At 45.1% G+C, this 17,591-nt stretch carries 16 protein-coding genes and 1 pseudogene; 3 read left to right on the forward strand and 14 right to left on the reverse strand.

Translation table 11 applies throughout. The features are described from left to right. Positions 1-86: 86 nt before the first annotated feature. Positions 87-1,607: a PucR family transcriptional regulator gene (locus B5F53_RS14520; protein ID WP_087224584.1), complete on the forward strand. Its 1,521-nt coding sequence runs from the start codon at positions 87-89 to the stop codon at positions 1,605-1,607. 103 nt (positions 1,608-1,710) lie between these two features. On the opposite strand, the gene B5F53_RS14525 is transcribed toward B5F53_RS14520, so the two are convergent. The 10 genes from B5F53_RS14525 to B5F53_RS14565 form a co-directional block, all read right to left on the reverse strand. Beyond that, entirely contained in the window at positions 1,711-3,465 is a 1,755-nt protein-coding gene (locus B5F53_RS14525; RefSeq protein WP_087224587.1) for an ammonium transporter, read from the reverse strand. Positions 3,466-3,658: 193 nt separating this feature from the next. Further along, the gene (locus tag B5F53_RS14530) at positions 3,659-4,492 is read right to left on the reverse strand and encodes a Fic/DOC family protein (protein WP_242970336.1); all 834 of its coding nucleotides are present in this window, start codon (positions 4,490-4,492) and stop codon (positions 3,659-3,661) included. A gap of 1 nt (position 4,493) precedes the next feature. Beyond that, positions 4,494-4,664: an antitoxin VbhA family protein gene (locus tag B5F53_RS20145; RefSeq protein WP_204246943.1), complete on the reverse strand. Its 171-nt coding sequence runs from the start codon at positions 4,662-4,664 to the stop codon at positions 4,494-4,496. Between the two features lie 126 nt (positions 4,665-4,790). Next, positions 4,791-7,148, reverse strand: a complete 2,358-nt coding sequence (locus B5F53_RS14535) for an ABC transporter permease (protein ID WP_087224590.1) — start codon at positions 7,146-7,148, stop codon at positions 4,791-4,793. Beyond that, positions 7,132-7,827, reverse strand: coding sequence for an ABC transporter ATP-binding protein (locus B5F53_RS14540; protein ID WP_087224593.1), 696 nt, complete (start codon positions 7,825-7,827; stop codon positions 7,132-7,134). The genes B5F53_RS14535 and B5F53_RS14540 overlap by 17 nt, the downstream gene beginning before the upstream one ends. A 61-nt stretch (positions 7,828-7,888) precedes the next feature. Then, positions 7,889-9,118 (reverse strand): sensor histidine kinase, encoded by a 1,230-nt coding sequence (locus B5F53_RS14545; protein WP_087224596.1) that lies wholly within the window; start codon positions 9,116-9,118, stop codon positions 7,889-7,891. Continuing rightward, positions 9,115-9,819 carry a response regulator transcription factor gene (locus tag B5F53_RS14550; protein ID WP_087224599.1) on the reverse strand — a complete coding sequence of 235 codons (705 nt, stop codon included), beginning with the start codon at positions 9,817-9,819 and terminating at the stop codon, positions 9,115-9,117. Before B5F53_RS14550 ends, B5F53_RS14545 begins: the two co-directional genes overlap by 4 nt. Before the next feature lie 35 nt (positions 9,820-9,854). Further along, entirely contained in the window at positions 9,855-10,526 is a 672-nt protein-coding gene (locus B5F53_RS14555) for an alpha/beta hydrolase (protein ID WP_087224602.1), read from the reverse strand. A 314-nt stretch (positions 10,527-10,840) separates the two neighbouring features. Then, positions 10,841-11,956, reverse strand: coding sequence for an aldo/keto reductase (locus B5F53_RS14560; protein WP_087224605.1), 1,116 nt, complete (start codon positions 11,954-11,956; stop codon positions 10,841-10,843). 319 nt (positions 11,957-12,275) lie between these two features. Continuing rightward, positions 12,276-13,130, reverse strand: a complete 855-nt coding sequence (locus B5F53_RS14565) for a DMT family transporter (protein WP_087224609.1) — start codon at positions 13,128-13,130, stop codon at positions 12,276-12,278. 114 nt (positions 13,131-13,244) lie between these two features. On the opposite strand from B5F53_RS14565, the gene B5F53_RS14570 reads away from it, so the two are divergent. Continuing rightward, the gene (locus B5F53_RS14570) at positions 13,245-14,129 is read left to right on the forward strand and encodes a LysR family transcriptional regulator (RefSeq protein WP_087224612.1); all 885 of its coding nucleotides are present in this window, start codon (positions 13,245-13,247) and stop codon (positions 14,127-14,129) included. A 71-nt stretch (positions 14,130-14,200) separates the two neighbouring features. Here B5F53_RS14570 and B5F53_RS20585 read toward each other — a convergent pair whose 3' ends face one another. Beyond that, complete coding sequence (locus B5F53_RS20585) at positions 14,201-14,332, reverse strand: hypothetical protein (protein WP_275532207.1); 132 nt, start codon at positions 14,330-14,332, stop codon at positions 14,201-14,203. Between the two features lie 364 nt (positions 14,333-14,696). Between B5F53_RS20585 and B5F53_RS14580 the strand changes: the two are divergent. Then, positions 14,697-14,906: pseudogene (locus tag B5F53_RS14580) on the forward strand (plasmid mobilization protein); the annotation flags it as partial. Between the two features lie 54 nt (positions 14,907-14,960). On the opposite strand, the gene B5F53_RS14585 reads toward B5F53_RS14580, so the two are convergent. The 3 genes from B5F53_RS14585 to B5F53_RS14595 all read right to left on the reverse strand — a co-directional run bounded on the left by B5F53_RS14585 (position 14,961) and on the right by B5F53_RS14595 (position 17,585). Further along, positions 14,961-15,545, reverse strand: a complete 585-nt coding sequence (locus B5F53_RS14585; protein ID WP_087224618.1) for a cysteine hydrolase family protein — start codon at positions 15,543-15,545, stop codon at positions 14,961-14,963. 66 nt (positions 15,546-15,611) lie between these two features. Continuing rightward, positions 15,612-16,610 carry a dihydrodipicolinate synthase family protein gene (locus tag B5F53_RS14590; protein ID WP_087224621.1) on the reverse strand — a complete coding sequence of 333 codons (999 nt, stop codon included), beginning with the start codon at positions 16,608-16,610 and terminating at the stop codon, positions 15,612-15,614. A gap of 21 nt (positions 16,611-16,631) precedes the next feature. Further along, positions 16,632-17,585: a phosphoglycerate dehydrogenase gene (locus B5F53_RS14595; RefSeq protein ID WP_087224623.1), complete on the reverse strand. Its 954-nt coding sequence runs from the start codon at positions 17,583-17,585 to the stop codon at positions 16,632-16,634. Between the last annotated feature and the right edge of the window lie 6 nt (positions 17,586-17,591).

Consider the following 17,591-nt stretch of genomic DNA (forward strand, 5'->3'; position numbering starts at 1 on the left):
CTCCCGGATGATATAATCACTAATAGCAAATAATGACCTGATGTTTGCTGTAATTTGTCAAAATTGTTTAGAAGGAGGCCATCCGGATGCTTCTGAATCTTTCCATCCTAAAAGACCGGCTGCAGGCTCTGCATATTCTGCAGGCCCAGACCGATCCCATGCAAAAGCGCACCCTGAAATTTCCCCGTCACTACCAGGGCGAAACCACCTTTGACCCTTCTGTTCTTTATGTGGCAGTTTCCGAAAATCTGCCTCTGAATCCTGATCTGCCAGAGCACCTCTGCCTGATCTGTCTGGGGTTTCCTCCTGCTGCCTATGTCAGTGCAAAGGAGTGTGAATTTGTCTGTATCCGTACAGACAATGATATTACACAGGTTTTTCAGTTGGTTTTGGAAATCTTTTATGAATTTGAAAGTCTGAACGAGACTTTTAAAGATATGATTATTGCAAGACAGTCTTATGAAACCTTTGGGAAACTCTGCTATCGCATTTTTCAGACCCCGGTTTCCGCTTTTGGAACTTTTGAAAAAGTTCTGTTCATTGAATATGACAAAGAAAAGGAAAACGATGCCATCCGGTATGCCGGATGTCTTGGAGATTATCTGGATAATGAGGAACGATGTATTTTGTATGCAGATAAAGACTGGGTGAATACCCTGTCCGTCCATGGCCCTGCTTTCATGCATTCCACTATGTACTCAACGAATATTCTTTATTATAATCTTTTCCGTCAGGATCACTATATCGGCCGGATTATGATTGAAGATTCCTGCCGGGAATTTCAGGACGGGGACTATATGCTTCTGGAATGGATTGGCGATTACCTGCGTATGCTTCTGGAGCAGAATCAGGAGTTTCACTTTGAAGCCTCTCAGGGGCTGGAAAATCTGATCCAGCGTCTTTTAAGTGATATAAAGGTTCAGGAAAATCAGGGCGAACCGGCCCTTTCAGCGATTGGCTGGGAAAAAAGCGATGAATATATCTGCACAGCTATTTCCCAGCTCCCCTCTGCTTCCCTGGACAGCACCCTGAACAATGCTGCCTTTTTCCTGTCGGATCTGCTGGAGGATAACTACATATTTATTCAGAACCATATTATTTATCAGATCTTAAATCTGACCCGTTCTCCCCTGTCTCTGCCTGAGGTTCAGAGGCGTCTGCGCATTTTTCAGAATAATAATGCCCTGCAGATCGGATACAGCACTATCTTCTGTAATTTTTACGAGCTGCACAATTACCTGCTGCAGGCCACGCTGATGGTAAATTACGCAGTACAGACCCACTCCGGCAGGCCCCTGGAATATGAGAAAAATATTCTTCCCATGATGCTCTGGCGCATCCGGGATCATTATGACAGTTCTGTCTTTGTCAGTCACAGCCTGCGGCGGCTTTTTGATTATGATGCCCAGAATCATTCGGAGCTTGTTATGACTTTAAAATCCTATCTGGCAAACCACCACAGTCTGTCCAAAACCATGGAGGAGCTCTATATCGCCAGAAGTTCCTGTTCCTACCGGATTCGCAGGATTGAAGAAATCACGGGGCTTTCCCTGGAAGATCCGGATGTGTCTCTCTACCTGCAATTGCTGCTGAAACTGCTGGGATAATCCTGAAATCTGAAATACGCCCAACCCTTTCCGCAAAAACAGAGGGAAAGACTATAACTCAGTCTCTCCCTCTGCCTTTATATATAAAAATGAAAAGGATCTATTACTCTACATCTTTCAGCGCTTCCAGGTTCACTTCACCCGTACGGATCTTCACAACTTTCTGAACATTGTAAACAAAGATCTTACCATCGCCCACATGTCCTGTATAAAGGGTTCTCTTTGCAGTTTCGATAACATCGTCTACAGAAATATTGCCTACAATGACTTCTATTTTCACTTTAGGCAGTACCGTTACATCCATTTCAACGCCTCGATACCGTTCACCGGCGCCTTTCTGAATTCCGCATCCCATGACCTGTGTCACGGTCATTCCTGTAATACCCAATTCATTAAGAGCATTTTTCAGGCGCTCATAGCGGCTGAGTTTAGCAATAATTACAACCTTGTACATACCGCTTTCCCGGTCTACGGGACCTGCCACCGGAACAGATACTGACTTTTGAACTGCAGAGGCCTTGTCATATTCTCCCTGTCCAAGATCGGTATTTTCGTTTTCAACCATTCCACCTGCGGTGGCGTCCATAATGCTGAAACCGGCATATGCAGAAGCAAGGCCATGTTCCATAGAATCTAAACCGACAATTTCTTCTTCCTGGCTGACACGAAGACCAACAGTCATCTTAATCAGTTTAAATACAATCAGCATCGTAACAGCCGTCCATGCAAGCACAGAAGACGCTCCAATCAACTGAATCTTCATCTGTTCAAAACCGCCGCCGTAAAACAGTCCCCTGATAGAGTTGCCCGGTACTGTATCCGTTGCAAACAGCCCTACTGCCAGTGTTCCCCATAAACCATTAAAGCCATGAACTGCAATAGCTCCCACCGGGTCATCCACTCTCGCAACATTATCACAGAACCAAACGCCAAATACAACCAGCACACCGGCAACTACGCCAATTACCAGAGACCCGAATGCATCCACAACATCACAGGGGGCTGTGATTGCCACAAGGCCCGCCAGGGAAGCGTTCAGACACATGGATACATCCGGCTTGCCATAACGTAACCAGGTAAAAATCATACATACTACCGTCGCAACTGCCGGAGCAATTGTTGTTGACATGAAGATGGATGCCAGCTGAGGACCGCTTGTTGCAGCCGCACCGTTAAATCCATACCATCCAAACCATAAGATAAAGCAGCCAAGGGAACCAACTACAATATTATGTCCGGGGAATGCATGAACTTTGGTCACTTTCCCGTTTTCATCCCTGACAAACTTTCCGATTCTGGCTCCAACCATAGCGGCTCCAATAAAAGATGCAAGACCGCCTACCATATGAATTACACAGGAGCCTGCGAAATCATGGAAGCCAAGCTGTGCCAGCCATCCGCCGCCCCAGATCCAATGTGCTTCAATCGGATAAACCACTGCGGAAATCACTCCGGAATAAATACAGTAAGAAAGGAATTTTGTCCGTTCGGCCATGGCTCCTGATACAATGGTCGCCGCGGTAGCGCAGAATACAAGATTAAATACAAAAGAAGACCAGTCAAAGTTGGCATAATCTGTAAAAATTCCTAAAGTAGGACATCCAATCAGACCGCCCAGCGCGTCTTCCCCCATCATGATGCCAAATCCAATAAAAATAAACATTACCGTTCCGATACAGAAATCCATCAGGTTTTTCATGATGATATTTCCTGCATTTTTCGCCCTGGTAAACCCTGTTTCTACCATAGCAAAACCAGCCTGCATAAAAAACACAAAGGCCGCACCTACCAGAAACCAGATACCAAAAGCTTCTGTATTCACTGTTTCTGCAATCGTTTTCATGATTTCTTCTGTCATAAACTTCTCCTCCTCTTTTTCTGAAAATAAAAGACGTGTAACCGGCAGCCCGTGTTACACGTCTTTGTGTTCTCAGATATTCAATTTCATAATAAAGAAAAAAGCGCCTCAGTCTCTACCGAAGCGCCTTTGCTTTTTATGATGTTCCTAGCTTACTCCTCTTTTCTGAGAAAGTCAAGTATAAATTTCTTTTTTACCGGGATTCTGAGGATTTTTCCAACAGTTCAACAGAGTCTATTTCTCCCTGCCTGGCAGGATAAGTTTTGGCCATTTCTCTGATTTCTTCCGGAAGATGCTCGCGCTTTTCTTTTCTGTTCCACAGGATTACCTGCTTAATCCTTTCTTCTGTATCTGAGAAGCCACTTTTCCGGATTGTTTCTGCAACCTGATCCTTCATCTTTTGTCCTCGTTCCAATGCATCCTGAACAATGCGGTACAGATACCCAGGTTTTCTCAAATCACCAAGATCATCAAACACGGCATTTGCAGCTACCAACGCATTTCTCATATAAGTTGCGTTGTCTTTGAACAGTTCGCTTTCAATATAAATTCCCTGTGCCTCTATAAACATAGAACAAAACGTAACAACTGTACGTGTATTTCCCTCTCGGAAGGGGTGCACCTTCCATAAATCCGCCATAAAGTCGCTAAATCTTATAACAACCTTTTCAAAAGAATCTTGTTTCCAATCGAAACAGTTCGCACTTCGTAGGATTCTTTCTGCATCTTCTGCAATATCGAAACAGTCCGAATATACGATCGATATTTCCCCAAGCACTGCCTCAGCCTTTTCAATATTGATCTTCCTCGGCTTTCCTGCCCATTCGTAAACATCCTGAAAAATTCGGTAATGAAGTCCACAAAGTGTGCAAAAATCAAATTGCTCCGGTGATTTATCCTCTGCGATTTCTGAAAGGCGAAACAGGGTATAATCTGCTTCCATATTTTTCAATTCTTCTGAGTCCTGAATCCCCGCCAGATTTCTCAGTACATCTGAATCCGGATATAAATAAGGATCTCTCATCATATTATTCCTTCATTTTGTATTTCCGATCTAAAGCCTTCCTTACTTCTTCCATAGAAATTTCACCTTTTTTTTCTTTTTCGATAAGCTTTTTCATGTCTTCCGTAGGCTCCAGACCGTCTACTTTGATCATTCCGATCCCATAATCCCATTTTTTATCTGCTCTTACTAACATAGGGCATCACTCCTGCTATATTCTATGCCGAATCCATAAGATTCTTATCCATATTTAGTATACCACAGAACCGCTGTTATAGCTATCAGAAACAAAAAACTTTCCTCTTCGCCTCTTTTCCCAAAACTACTGTGCCGAAATTGTGTCAACCACTGACATTTTCCGTATTTTCTTTATTGGCCCGTGCACTGCGGCTATAACAGAAAGAATCATGATCAGAAGAATCACGCCCAGTTCTGTCCAGGGGATCGTCCAGGTATCTCCCCATTTGGAACCAATCAGCATCTGGAAAAGCAGATTGTGAAAAGCCAGTCCCAGAACCGCTCCCGCGGCACATCCGGCCACTGTATAAGTACACGCCTCCGTCCGGATCATTCTTTTGAGCTGCCGGACGCTTAGCCCGATGGCGCGAAATGCTCCGTACTGATTCATTCTGGAAGATACACTCAAAGCGATGGTATTAATCACATGAAATACGGCAATCAGCACAATTACGGCCAAAAATCCATAGAGGAAAAGCCAGATACAGTAGTATACGCCAATGGCGCTTTCATTGTCCATACGTTCGTCAGAGAATGTATATCCCTGACCATATGTATGGTGGATGGCATTTACATCGGCATCTGTGGCATCGGGTGTCAGCTGCAGATCAAGAATGGTGTAATCCTGCTCTCCCGTCACCTGGCGAAAAGTCTCTTCTGAAAAGACCAGAATTCCAGCTTCGCCCTCACCCATATGGAACGGGCTTGCAGACAGCAGTCCCACAATTTCTATATCCACCGGCTTTCCTTTTATTTCCAGCCTTATGGTATCTCCTGTCTGAATGCTGCTTTGGGGGTTATATACAAACAGCGCCGTATTTTTTTCTTCCCGGACAGCCTCCAGAGAGCCTTCCTGCAGGTATTCCCCGGACCATTCAAACTGTTGTTCCTCGTAAGAGACAAGGGAGACCTTCTGTTTTGTACCGTTCATCTGAGCCGGTACGTCATACCAGAACATTCTTCCATAGGCTGACTGTACAGCAGGATTCTCCTCTAGTTTCTCAGCGATCCGGCGATCCACGGTACAGGTATTGTCTTTGCTTATAATGGATACATCCGCACTCCAGGGATACAGGGGCGTCAGGCTGTGATTCATAAAATCAATGGTCACGGAAAACGACAGAAAGAGTACGATGCTAAGAGCAAAAGAAAGAGAAGTTAAAATAAAATTCTTTCTGCCGGATTTGGCATGGTGAATGCCCAGAGCCGTTTCAATTTTAAATAAACGGGTATTGGCGGCCTTTCTTACAGGCTGTAATACACTGGCATTTCCGGATACTGCAGCCAGGGGAGAAACCCCTGAAGCCTTCCTTGCCGGAGAACGGGCAGCCAGAATCACCGTCAGGAATCCGGCTGCAGCGCCTGCTCCAATCCCCGGAAGACTAATGCCAAAGGCAGGCATCTCTCTGAAATAAACCGGACTCAGGATACGAAGCACCGCGCACAGAATCCACACAAGCAGGATACTCGCTCCTGTTCCCATGGGGATTGCAAGCCGGCACCAGCCCAGGGCTTCTTTACGGACCATCCGCATTACCTGTACGGGCGTTGCCCCGATGCAGCGCATCAGTCCGAAAAACTCTGTTCTCTGGGCTACATTGCTGTTCAGACTGCTGGTAATCATCATGATTGCGGCGCAGAGTACCAGAACGAACAGAATCCCTGCCGCAGCATATGTCTGCATCATAAAAGAATTGCCGCTCTGCCCCAGTAAGCCAAGAAGCTTCGTATTTTCGTGAACCTGATCCTCTGGAAATCCAAACTGCTCCCTGACATCGGCAATCTTTTTCTGAATCCGGAAGGTATTTTTAAACTGGACGTAATAATTTATTCCGGGCCTGTCCTCCCCTTTTAAGCCGGAACAAAACGCCTCAAATCCTTCCTGGGACAGCATGACTCCGTAAAAATCACTGCGCATCAGGTACCCTGTATTTTCTATAAAGCCGGAAATGGTAAAGGTATGGCTCCTCCCGTCAGCGCTGTCTATCTCTATAGAATCCCCCTGGCTGAGTCCTAAAAGCTCCCTGGTATTTTCTGACACCATGGCTTCTGACTCAGACTGAGGGAAGTTTCCGCTGCTGATGATCCCTTCAAATATTTCAGTTGGAAAATTCCTGTCACTTCCCGTTATCACTGCCGCTTTGCCGTCTATTGTATATCCCTGGTTTCCCCGGTAATTCAGAGCGCCGTAGAAGGACACACATTTTATATCCGGCCGGACAGACAGTACCGCAGCATCTTCATCTTCAATGTCAGACAGAGCCATATGCCAGTTTCCCCCTTCAATCCGGGCCTGTAAAATCTGGCTGCGGATAAACATATCTGCCATCCCAAAGATAGCCGCTACCAAAAATACTGCAAGAAGAATACAGAACACACACATCCGGTTTTGTTTCCGGTGGACTTTAGAGGATATAGGGACAAGCTCAAGATAATGTTTCATTTACTGTCCCTCCCAAGTCTTTCAGAATTCCGTCAGATACCCGGAAAACCCGGTCTGCACACGCCGTCAGGTTTCTGTTATGGGTAATCATTAAAATGGTCTGCTGATAACGTCTGGAAGCCTCTGTAAGCAGATCAATCACATCCTGACTGTTTTTACTGTCGAGATTTCCGGTGGGTTCGTCGGCTAAAATCAGCTTGGGCCTGGTAATCAGCGCCCGTCCAATGGCCACACGCTGCTGCTGACCCCCGGACAACTGACCCGGCAAATGACGCCGCCGATCCGACAGTCCCAGAAGTTTCAGCAGCTCCTCCACCGCTTCCGGATCCGGTTTCCGGTAATCTAAGAGCAGGGGAAAAATAAGATTTTGTTCCACATTCAATTCCGAAACCAGCTGGAATGTCTGAAAAACAAACCCAATATTCCGCCGCCTGAAAATGGTACGCTCTTCCTCCTTCATGGAAAAGAGATTCTGTCCGTCCAGCAGAATCTGACCGGAAGTGGGAACATCCAACGCCCCGATGCAGTTCAGCAGCGTACTCTTACCGGAACCGGATTCTCCCACCACAGCGGCAAATTCACCTTTCTCCAAAGAAAAAGAGACATTTTTTAAAGCTTCTACTTTTATCTCTCCCTGGGTGTAGGTTTTACATAAATTATGAACTTTTAAAATTTCCATGTGCTCATCCTCCTTTATCCCAAGGATAGCAGAGACAGCTTACAATCCGGTGAATTTAACCTTACGATTCCGTAAGGAAGAATACTGTAAAGGTAGTTCCTTCCTTTTGCCGGCTCGAAACCCCAAGCATACCGCCCTGGCCTTCTATAATGGCCTTTGCCAGGGAAAGTCCAAGGCCAATTCCCGGGGTATTAAGAGAGCGCCGGCTTCGGTAAAACCGTTTAAAAATATGGTGTATATCTTCTGGTGCAATTCCCTCCCCGTTATCAGAGACAGAAATCCGCAGGCCCGCAGGCGTATCCTCCCAGAGAATCTCGATGGTATCTCCTTCTTTTGTGTGATCCAGGGCATTTTTCACCAGATTTGCCAGGGCCTGGCTGGTCCATTGGGGATCGCAGAACACAGACTGTTCCCGGTCTCCGGACAGAACCAGATTCTTCTTTTCCTTTGCAGCCCGTTCTGTGAATTCATCCACTGACCTGGAAACCAGGTCCGCCGCCGGACAGAATTCTCTTTCAAAGAGAATACTTCCTGCATCCAGCCTAGCAATTTTTAACACAGACTGAATCAGTTGTTCCATACGCTTTAAGGATATGCCAATCTTCTCTGAAAACTCCTTAACCGTTTCTGTATTTTCCGGTTCCTCGCTGATAATCTCCTGATACATGGACATAGCCGCCAGCGGCGTCTTTAGCTGATGGGATAAATCGGAAATGGTGCTCTTTAGAAATTCCTTCGTCTTATGTTCTGTGTCCTTTTTCGCCCGGAGCATAGCGGCAAGCTGTTCCACAGAGGCAAACATCTGATAAACCGCGCCCTCCCTGTTCTGGGGAAGGTGTATGGAGAAATCTCCGTCTGCATACTTCTCTGTGATCTTTATAGCCTGCATGTACAGTTGATTCCTCTTCCTCAAAAAGACAATCGTTCCTCCGAAAAGGGCCAGCACGAACCCCAGCAGCCCCGCCGTCAGAACACACAGACTCTTTTTTTGGAATTCCAGGGGCAGAGGCTGCAGACTGCTTTCTGATTCTTCTCCCATTCCAAGCTCATTTAAAAGCTTTTGCCCCTTTTCATTTTTCACTGTATTTGTTAAGGCACTGGCTGTTATCTCTTTCGAGATTCCCTGCTCCAATAAAGCAGAGGCAATGGCCTCGTCATGTGATGCCGAAATTGTTTTCACCATCCGGTTCTGATACCCTGTAAAGAAAAACCCGGCGCTAATCAGAAAAAAGGAAATGAACCCCAGAAACGTTATATATCTGCGGATTTGTTTATCCCGAAGGAAATTCATGGTGACACCTCTTTCCACTGATAGCCAAATCCCCGCACGGTAAGCAGATGTACAGGATGGGAGGGATCGGACTCCACCTTCTCCCTGAGACGGCGTATATAGACCGACAACGTATTATTATCTACAAAATTCCCGGCATCATCCCACAGCGCAGCCAGAATTCTCTCTCTTGTTACCACGCAGTCGGCGTTTCGTACCAACAGACAGAGAAGTTTATATTCAATATGGGTCAGCTCCAGAGCCCGTCCGTTCATCCAGACCCTGCTGCCCAGCAAATCAATGGAAACATCTCCGCACAGCAGCTTTGTTTCTTCCTCTTTTTTTACTTTCATGCCGGAACGGCGCAGCAACGCGCGGATACGGGAACACAGTTCTCCTAACTTAAATGGTTTTGTTATATAGTCATCTCCTCCGGAATCCAATCCCCGGATTACATGAACCTCTTCATCAGAAGCCGTCAGAAAAATTATGGGAATTTGCCGATCATCCCTGCGCACGGCTTCACAGACGTCAAAACCGGTTCCGTCCGGAAGAGTAACATCTAAAATCAACAGGTCGTATTTTTTTATATTTTGAAGAAATTTTTCCGCCTCAGACACGGTACGGGCAACATCTGTAAGAAAGCCGTTCTTTTTCAGAGAATAGCACAGACCATCAATCAGACTGCTGTCATCTTCCAGAAGCAATATGCGGTTATCCATTATCTTTCTCTCCTTTCAAGCCTGATCCCCTTTTTCTATCTAAGTATCCATCGGATTCCCCTGGCGATACGGTGCCCTTCATTCTGAAAATGATTGCCCGGATTAAACTGAAGAACCGTATCAATCCCTTTTCCCGTATAAAAAGCACAGATCTCTTCTGTCCTTTCCCGAACTCCTTTTAAAAACGGATTTTTCGTCCGGTGCTCCTTGTCTCCCAGAGAAAAATAAACCCGATCAGGAACTGATTTCCAGTTATGTGAGGATACATATTTCTGAAAATCCGGAAACCAGAGAGAACCGGAAATACTGGCCGCTCTGGAAAACAGACTGGTCTGATATAAAGAATAAACTGCAAACAGACCGGCCAGGGAATACCCTGCAATTCCCCTCCACAAAGGTTTGCCCAAAATAAGGCTTTCCGCCTTCGGTACGATCTCGTTTCTCAGAATTTCCATATACTGGCCGGCTCCGCCGGTACATGGTGTATCCCCTTTAGCTATAGGCGGAATTTTCCACGGGGACATATCATGATCCCATTGAAGACCGCTTATTGTCACAAAATGGAAATTTGGCCCCTTCTCCTGTTTCAGCTCCTGATATACAGCTTCTCCTTCATTTCCAAACGTGTTCAGGTACACAACCGGCAAATCCCCGGATTCTCCTGAATAGACCGAGACGCATTTATCTCCTGCTGTAAATTGTTTCATAATACTGTTTCCCTCCGTTCTGCATTCTGCTTCGGCAAATTTTCTTCTTCCGTCCGGTTTCTGCTATGTTCAGCATAACAGATGCAGTCCATACTGTAAAACAGAAAAACTAACTTTGATATAAAAACGCCCCATACAGAACTTTTATATTTTACAGTTCTATATGGGGCAGCATATCATTCCCGTCAGGGATTTTTATGTATGCTTTATTTGTCTTTTTCCACTTTTGAAGCAATACCGAATATGGAAATACCATAGCAGACTGCCAGTAACGCATCCTTCTGCCCGCTCATCTATTCCTTCCTCTTTTCTGCTTAATTTTCTTTCTTTTCAAACTCGGCGGCAACCGCTTCCAGCAAATCCCGGATAGGAAGATGCTGAGGACATTCTTTCTCACATTTTCCGCACTTGATACAGTCCGAAGCCTTTCCCTTCTGGCTGGTATGTACGTTATGATAATAATAATCTGCATTTCGGTTCTGATACTGCTTTTTCGCATTCATACAGGCAAATAAATCCGGAATTGATATGTGTTTCGGACATCCTGGCGTGCAGTAGCGGCAGGCAGTGCAGGGAATCAGATTCATTTCCTGGAAAATCTTCCGTACCTGTGCTATCGCTTCCATTTCCTGCTCATTCAGCGGCTGAAAGTCTTTCATAAAACGGATATTATCCTCCATCTGCTCCATAGCGCTCATACCGGAAAGTACCATCAGAATCCCTTCAAAACCTGCGGCATATCGGATGGCATAGCTGGCGGTACTTCCTCCTTTTAATTTTTCCAGCACCTCCATCGCCTGTAAAGGCAGATCCACCAGGCTTCCTCCTTTTACCGGCTCCATTACAATTACCGGCTTACCGAATTTCCGGCAAATTTCATAGCACTTTTTACTTTCCACCGCCGGCTCCTCATAATCCACATAATTAAACTGAATCTGAACCACCTCAATCTGTGGATATTCTGTCAGAATTTGCTCCAGTATCTCCGGTCTGTCATGAAAGGATATGCCGAAATGCCGGAATTTCCCTTCAGCTTTCAGTTCCAGCGCCGTTTCATAGGCCCTGCATTTCTTAAATTTTGCAAAGAATTCCTCACTTTGGGCGTGCATCAGATAAAAATCAAAGTAATCCACTCCACAACACTCCAACTGCTTTTCAAAAAGAGGACGAATCTCTTCTTCCTTTTCAAAAAAGAAGCTGGAAAGCTTATTGGTCAGAACATAACTTTCCCGGGGATGACGGCTGGTCAGACAGTGTTTCACCGCCTGTTCGCTCATTCCCTCCAGATAGCCATGGGCTGTATCAAAATAATTAAATCCTGCTTCTAAAAAAGCATCCACCATTTTGCAGACCTGCTCTTCGTCCACTTTATCTCCATTCATGGGCAGGCGCATACATCCAAATCCGAAGTTCTTTTTTATTCGTTCCATCTTCTCTCCTCCCCTGTGACCGCCCCGTTTTCATTTCTTCATTGACGGTAATCCTTTTGACTGATGCTTTAAATATAACATCTTTCTCTTTTCATGAAAAGGCTGCTGCACTAAATCAGTACAGCAGTCTCATCTCTCCTCAACAGATTGTTCTGTTTATCTGTTTTCTTATTTCTTTTTAATCGGAAAATAAACTTCTGTTTCCCAGTCTTCTGGCTTCAGATTATCAAACTGAGTTTTTACATAAATATCATACGGAATGGGCATTAGTATATGGATTTTCTGTCAAAGATTGTCCTTATATATAATACCCATTTCGTTATTTCTGAGGTTTATAACAAATATTTGCACACATGACACCGAGTAGAATCAGTAATGCACCAATGTAGCCCATCAGATTCAGTCGCTCACCCAGAAAAGCAAATGCAAATACCGCAGTAAAGACAGGTTCTAAAGAAAACATAAATCCCGTTGTTTCAGCGCTGACAAATTTCTGCACATAAGCCTGCATGACAAAACCGTAAGCAGAGCAAATCAAGGTTAAACCAAGTAAACTCGCCCACTGGATTCCCGTTTGAGGAAGAACTGGCGTTTCAAAAATGAAGGCTGCTATGGTGGCATAGATACAAGCAAAAAGCATTTGCCAGATGCCCAAGGAAATGCTGTCTACTCGTTCCACAAAGGATTTGCTGACCACAATATGAACAGCATACACAAAAGCAGAAAACAGCATGATACCGCTTCCGATAGAAAACTGTCCAACACCGCCACTGAGCAGGAGGAGACCAGCTGTAACAGCAATAACACCAATCACGATTTTAGTTTCCGGCATACGCTTGCGGAGAACGGCCATGATAATAGGCACAATAATGACTGTCGTGCTTTGCAGAAAACCTGTTTCTGAGGCAGATGTATATTGTACACCCAACAAAAGACACAGGAAAACCGTTGCCAGTAATCCTCCGCATATTGCACTTGCTTTTAAGGTTTGACGATCCGGGCGGCACACTCTGCGGAAAAAGAGAGCAAACATGACCAGAAAGGCGATTCCTGTGCGGAGGGCAACAATGGTAACCGGCGGAATCCCATCCATTAGATAAGCCATAAAAATATAGGAAGTACCCCATGCAAGCGGTACAGTGAACGCTAAAAATGTTGCCTTTTGTTTATTCATCGTTAGACTCCTTGTTTGTTTTTCTTTTATTATAGCTGCGCCCTTGCTATTTGTAAAATTAATAGATATAATGTGTGTATTAGAAAACACGATACAAGGAGGGCGGTTGCAACAATGATCCAAACATCAAAATACACGGTGTTTTGTCGTGTTGTTGAATTAGGCAGTTTCAGTTTAGCGGCGGAGGAATTAGGATATACGCAAAGTTCAGTTAGCCAAAAAGTTTTATCTCTTGAGGAGGAATTAGGGGTAACATTGCTCCTGCGACAGAAAAACCGTCTGGAATTGACGTCAGATGGCGAAAATCTCTATCCCTTTATTCAAGCCATTTATGCGGCGGAAAAAAACCTTTCCGGGAAGAAAAAAGAAATCGAAGGTCTTGAAAGTAGTGTTGTATCCATTGCAGCTTGGTCGAGTGTAAGCAGGTTATATCTACCCATCTTGATGAAAACTTTTCAAGAGAAATACCCTTCTGTAGAGTTCAAACTGCTACAGGGTGGATATGAGGTAAATGCAGCGGCAGTCAGAGCAAGAGAAGCTGATTTGGGATTTATCAGTACAGATACCGCAGAGGATTTGGAATATGATATTTTGTATGAGGATGAATTGCTTGCGGTATTGCCATCTAATCATCCTTTGGCAGAAAAAGATATTGTTTCTGTGAAAGACCTTGCTAAGGAACCTTTTATCCTTATGGATGAGTTGGGGTATTCATATCCACTGGCGGCATTCAAAGATGCAGGTGTGCAACCTCGGAATTTGAAACTGACAGTTTATGACGACTATGCAGTTATGGAAATGGTTCGTCAGGACTTGGGGGTGTCTATGCTATATGAGCGCATCCTGAGAGGCTTTGATGACGGTTTAATTATACGTCCGATAAAAGAAAGACCGAAGCGTAATGTTGCAATCTGTTGGAAAGACAGAAAAACACTGTCTCTGGCGGCAAGAAAATTTCTTGAACATGTCGAAGATTCAAATATATTTGTATTCAACTGATATGAAATAACTTTGAGAGATTTTTGGGAAGATGTAAATTCCAGTTTTCACTTTAATCTCCCATTGAAAAATTAAATACCCATCGCCCACCACAGCGGCACACAAGCAGTAAGTCTGAAAAGATTTGCTGCTTTTTTTTGCGCCCATTTTTGGAAGAACGGCACAGGCAGACCGTAGTAGTGATGAAAAAAGAAAAGTTTCATTTGGCATTTTCTGCTTCCGTCCGTAGAGGAAAGCAAACCCGCAGCGGGCAGAATGAGCCGCCTTGTTCGCTTTGTTTATGAAAAAATTTGCGGCACCCCCGAACAAATCCCGCCAAAATGAAATGGCATATAGAGAGATTTTTTCGGACGCGCCGCAAAACAGGGGGTAAAACCGCCCGAAAATCCGCGATAGGTAGAGAGTGTTTCTCGCAGAGCAAGTTTCTACCACAGTACCAAAATTCGCTTACCGCGCCTTTTGCCCCTGCGGGAAACTTGTTGGGGAGTGCCTTCCCCAAACCCTGCTATGGCGGCTTGCGCCGCTTATCCCCGCCGCGCTCATGCGGCAGGAAAGGAGGTCACGACCATGCGAAAGAAATACAACACGTCCCACCGCAACCGCGTTGTGAAAACCCGGCTGTCCGAGGAAGAATACGCCGACTTCACAGAGCGGCTTGCCCCTTACGGTATCAGCCAGTCCGAGTTTCTCCGGCAGGCCATACGGCGCACTACCATACGCCCCGTTGTCCATGTGTCGGCGGTCAATGATGAACTGCTTGCCGCCGTCGGGAGCTTAGCGTTCTTTTGATTCGAATCTGATTTGAGTATAAATCATGACCTAAGGGGAGAGTCAACAGGAAAACGTCTTTTCTATTTCTGAAGTAGTTATCAGCGCATCTCTCTGCAAATACTTTATCGCCTCCAGCGCATATTCGTGAGCTCTCGGGCTGGATCCTGCCACTGCGTCTGTCACCACTTTAATATGATAGTCATGCTGATGTGCGTCTACGGCAGTATAGTGAATACAGACATCCGTCAGACCTCCTATCAGATACAGGGTATCCACATGGAGGCCCTTCAGCAGAATTTCCAGATCCGTTCCGAAAAAAGCGCTGTAACGTCTCTTGGTAATCCGGTATTCCCCCTCAATGGGATACGTAAGTTCTGCATAGTCCGTATATGGGGAATTTTCCATACAGTGTATCCCTTCTGACCCATCCAGTTCCCGGCCGAAATCCACCATATCTGCCCGGTGTACTTCTTTAATCTGGATGACGGGAAGTTTCTTTTTCCGGAAAATATCCAGCACCCGTTTTCCATTGCGAATACATTTCCACTCCGGCTGTTCCAGATTTTCTTCCCTTAACTCCATAAAGTCTTCCTGCTGAATATCAATCACAAGTAACGCGCAGTTCTTTTCTGAATTTGCTTCCATAAAAAAATGTGCTCCTTTGTTTTTTCTTAGCATACCACAGCACGGAAGAAAAGAACAGGCCGCTTATTATTCCACATTACATCCCATTTCTTTTAGTATTTCCTTTAGTTCTGCAATCTCTTCTTCCGGGATATTTTCCATTGGTCCCCTTGCAATCCCTGCCGGCATACCGCATAACTGCGCCGCCATTTTATTTGCCGCCTGATAATAGGGCATATCTCCCGGAATCTGACTGGCGGGATGTAAAGCTGAAGGAATCCCGGAATGTTTTGCCGCCATACGGAAGACCCAGTTCCAGAACAGATTCATCTTATCCGCCGCTGCCCGAACTTTCCCGGCATCTTTTTCAAGACCTGCATGATATAATTCTACCGCCAGATGAGGCGCATAATTCAGCATTTCTGTCACAAATCCCCGGCAGTCACAAAAACACATAAACTGATACATGAAATGTCCCAGGCCGGCAAAGATCGCCATATCCTCCTTTGGAATATTCTGGAGCATCGTTAAAAAAGCCATAGGATTATTGGTGTTTTCTTTTAATCCAATAATATTTTCCACTTTTGCCAGTCTCTTTATCACAGGCATAGGAAGCCAGAGTTTACTGGCCGCAGGATTATTATAAATTGTTATTCCTATCTCTACGGCATCTGCAACGGATTCAAAGTGTCGGATAACCCCTTCCTCTGTCGGCATGGTATAGTATGGGGGAATCACTAAAAGCGCATCTGCCCCTGCACTCTGTGCATATTTTGACATTTCAATTGTGTTTTTCGTTCCGGCTCTTCCGGTTCCTATCATGACTGGAAATCTGCCATTTACTTCCTGGGTCACCACATCAATTACCTGTCTGTTCTCCTCTTCAGACATCGCGTAAAACTCTCCTGTAGTTCCAAGAGCAAGAAATACCACATCTTCCCCCTCCAGTACCGGATTTTGCGTGACCATCCGGATACTGGTTTTTAAGGCCGGAATGTCCAGATTTCCGGCAGAATCAAACGGTGTCAGAGACAGATGGAAGATTCCTTTGATATGCTTTTTCATTTCCTGTGGATTCATTGACATTTTCTATTCCTCCTTTTTTTCTTATACTAAACGGTTCTTCAATGGTCGTTGATTTATAAAATTCATTACATTTTCAAATGAGATGAAAGACAACCGTCTGGCACTGTCTACCGTACAGGCGCCCAGATGGGGAGTAAATACGGCCTCTTTTAAAAGAGCCAGACTGGGATCCGGAGGTTCTTTTTGAAATACATCTACGGCCGCTCCCCGAATCTGCCCTTCTTTCAGCGCTTTCTTCAGAGCTGCTTCATCTACCAGCTCTCCTCTTGCTGTATTTATAAGATAGGCAGAGGCTTTCATTCTCTGAAATGCTTCTTCGTTTATCAGATGTCTGGTAGTTTCTGTAACCGGAATATGAAGAGACAGAAAGTCCGCTGTTTCTAACAGAGTTTCAAAGTCTGCCGGATAAACTTCTTCCCTTTTCAGTTCTTCCCCGGAAACCCATGGATCGCAGGCATACACCTTCATTCCGAATCCACGGGCAATCTTTGCCACACGCCTTCCGATGTTTCCATATCCTATCAGGCCCAGATTTTTTCCGGAAAGCTCACAGCCCATAAAAAGGTTCCAGACCTGGTTATGTACTTCCCTGTCTCCCCTGGCAATTCCTCTGCATGCTGCCAGTATCAGACCCATTGTAAGTTCCGCCACACTCTGCGCATTCTCTCCCTTTGCGTAAGTTACTGCGATTCCCCTTTTCTTTGCCGCCTCTAAATCAATATTGTCATAACCGGCTCCATGTTTAATAATCAGTTTCAGGTCTGGGGCTGCGTCCATAATCTCTTCATCCACACGGTCAACTCCCACAATATAGATTTGAACATCCCTCAACAGACTCTTTCTCTGTTCCCGGGAAGGCTCCTGATCCGCGGACACCTGTTCTGTCACCTGGATACCTTCTTCTCTCAGCCAGTCTCCTAAATCCGGGAAAGCCTGATAAAAACTTTTCCCCAAAGAAATCAGTACTTTCAACATTCTTCC

The organism is Blautia sp. An249 (assembly GCF_002159835.1).
Classification (GTDB): Bacteria; Bacillota; Clostridia; order Lachnospirales; family Lachnospiraceae; genus Blautia_A; species Blautia_A avistercoris.